General features: G+C 63.8%; 2 protein-coding genes, 1 tRNA gene and 1 pseudogene. All 4 read right to left on the bottom strand.

Going from position 1 to position 2,536, the window contains the following annotated elements:
* Positions 1-268 (bottom strand): annotated as a pseudogene (locus FAZ79_RS11240) (IS110 family transposase); the annotation flags it as partial.
* Positions 269-568: 300 nt separating this feature from the next.
* Positions 569-645, bottom strand: a tRNA-Arg gene (locus FAZ79_RS11235).
* A 61-nt stretch (positions 646-706) separates the two neighbouring features.
* Entirely contained in the window at positions 707-895 is a 189-nt protein-coding gene (locus FAZ79_RS11230) for a CPXCG motif-containing cysteine-rich protein (protein ID WP_125198844.1), read from the bottom strand.
* Positions 896-1,017: 122 nt separating this feature from the next.
* Positions 1,018-2,274, bottom strand: a complete 1,257-nt coding sequence (gene icd / locus FAZ79_RS11225; RefSeq protein WP_136868047.1) for an NADP-dependent isocitrate dehydrogenase — start codon at positions 2,272-2,274, stop codon at positions 1,018-1,020.
* Positions 2,275-2,536: the final 262 nt, after the last annotated feature.

Below are 2,536 nucleotides of genomic sequence, written 5' to 3'. Positions count from 1 at the left end.
TGTCGTTCTTCTGACCCTTGGTATAGGGCCGGACGAACTGGGCAGGGAGCAACACGGCATCGTGTCCCATGGCATCGGCCTTGCGGGCGATGTCATGCGAGCCGGCGCAGGACTCCATGGCGACCCGACACGGCGCCAGGTTGGAGAGGAAGCGAATCAGGGCCGTGCGGGTGAGCTTCTTGCGATGAACCGGCTTGCCGAACGCATCCAGCCCCACGATGTGCATCGAGGTCTTGCCAAGATCGATACCAAGCGTTTTGATAGACATAGGTCTGTTCCTCCTTCATCGCCGTTCGGTTGTTCCTCCAAACAGCGTAATAGGGTGGGAGCAGGCCATTCCATTAGAAAACCCCGCACGAGGCGGGGCAACAAGGAGTGAGAGAAAAATCACCAAGCGAGAGCGGTCTCGAGGGAGCACCTGAAGGAGGCAGGTATCCGCTCATGGTTGGCGCTGGGATCAAGAAACGATCAGCGGCCAGCCACGTGGTGACTGTGTCAGGCGCATGTGACATGGATGTGTATTACTTGCGCCGATTCCGGCGGGGCTGGACACGTCAAACAGGATGTCTGGCGCCCAAGGCAGGATTCGAACCTGCGACCTACCGCTTAGGAGGCGGTTGCTCTATCCAGCTGAGCTACATGGGCAGTCGGGAGGCGGCGAGATGGTAACACGCGCGATGAACCGCCCTCCAGACGGCCAAGCGCTTCATTCGTTTTCCTGGTGCAACTCCAGCGTGGGGCCTTCGGCGGTCCACTTGATGGTCACCACGATCGGCTGGCAGCAGACGCTGCAGTCCTCGACGAAGGTCTGCTCGCCGGCGCTGGTGTCGATCGAGAAGTCGACCGGCTCGCCGCAGTAGGGACAGACGGCACTGGCGTCGATGAGGGGTTCCATGGCGCGCCTCCTGGGGAACGGCGCAGGCAATTTTCCTGCCTCAGAAGCGTAGCAGGCGCGCCCGGAAATACCCGGACGCGCCTGCTCGTTTTTCACCTGGCGGCAAGATGCCGCAAAGCGGATCAACCCATCTGGCGGATCAGCTCCTCACCAAACGCCTTGCAGCCGATCTGGTTGGGCTTGTCCATCAGGCGGGCGAGATCGCCGGTGACGTTGCCGCTGGCGATCGCGCCTTCCATCGCCTTGATGACGGCATCGGCGGCCTCGGTCCAGCCGAGGTGGCGCAGCATCATCTCGGCCGACAGGATGACCGACGAGGGGTTCGCGAGATCCTTGCCGGCGATGTCCGGGGCGGTGCCGTGGGTGGCCTCGAACATGGCGACGGTGTCGGAGAGGTTCGCGCCCGGCGCGATGCCGATGCCGCCGACCTGCGCGGCCAGCGCATCCGAGACGTAGTCACCGTTGAGGTTCAGGGTGGCGACCACGTCGTACTCTTCCGGCACCAGCAGGATCTGCTGCAGGAAGGCATCGGCGATCGAGTCCTTGATGACGATGTCCCGGCCGGTGTTGGGGTTCTTGAGCTTCATCCACGGGCCGCCGTCGAGCGGCTCGGCGCCGAACTCTTCCTTCGCCAGTTCGTAGCCCCAGTTCTTGAAGGCGCCTTCGGTGAATTTCATGATGTTGCCCTTATGCACCAGGGTGACCGACTCGCGGTCGTTGGTGATCGCGTACTCGATCGCGCGGCGCACCAGGCGCTTGGTGCCGTCCTCGGAGACCGGCTTGATACCGATGCCCGAGCTCTCCGGAAAACGGATGTTCTCGACGCCCATTTCGTCCTGCAGGAAGTCGATCACCTTCTTCACTTCCGGGGTGCCCGCGGCCCACTCGATGCCGGCGTAGATGTCCTCGGAGTTCTCGCGGAAGATGACCATGTCCGTCTTCTCCGGGTGCTTGACCGGGCTGGGCGTGCCGGTGAAATAGCGCACCGGGCGCAGGCAGACGTACAGGTCGAGCTTCTGGCGCAGGGCGACGTTCAGCGAGCGGAAGCCGCCGCCGACCGGCGTGGTCAGCGGGCCCTTGATCGAAACCACGTAGTCGCGGATCGCCTCCATGGTCTCGGCCGGCAGGCCGCTGCCGTCCGGGTAGACTTCCGTGGACTTCTCGCCGGCGTAGACCTCCATCCAGGCGATCTGGTGCTTGCCGCCGTAGGCCTTCTCGACGGCCGCGTCGATGACCTTTTTCATCACCGGCGTGACGTCGATACCGATGCCGTCACCCTCGATGAACGGGATGATCGGCCGATCCGGCACGGTCAGCGTGCCGTCGGCGGTGACGGTGATCTTGTCGCCCTCGGGGATGGTGATCTTCTCGAAGCCCATGTGTTCTCTCCTGGCTGGATGCGTGGGGGGCAAATGGTCATGGCCGACCCTGCCCGAGATGGCCGGCATTATACCGATTCCCCCCGCCCGGCCGAGGTGCGCCGCCAGCCCGCATCCGAGCTTGCTTAGGGAAGGTCTGCACGATTCGATGACGTCTCTGCGGGACCTCCAAGGGCCCAGATGCAAGGCGCCGTCCGCCGTGAAGGGCCGTCGCCCTTTACAAGGGCTGGACCGGATCGGCACGACGCCGATCCGGCCGGCG

The sequence above is a fragment of the Guyparkeria sp. SB14A genome, assembly GCF_005096345.1.
Taxonomy (GTDB): Bacteria; Pseudomonadota; Gammaproteobacteria; order Halothiobacillales; family Halothiobacillaceae; genus Guyparkeria; species Guyparkeria hydrothermalis.
The sequence above is the reverse complement of the archived record's forward strand: the minus strand, read 5'-3'. Positions and strand labels throughout refer to the sequence as shown.

Excerpts from the sequence above, each read along its gene's own strand:
- FAZ79_RS11230 (WP_125198844.1), bottom strand. The coding sequence starts at position 895 with ATGGAACCCCTCATCGACGCCAGTGCCGTCTGTCCCTACTGCGGCGAG.
- icd (WP_136868047.1), bottom strand. The coding sequence starts at position 2,274 with ATGGGCTTCGAGAAGATCACCATCCCCGAGGGCGACAAGATCACCGTC.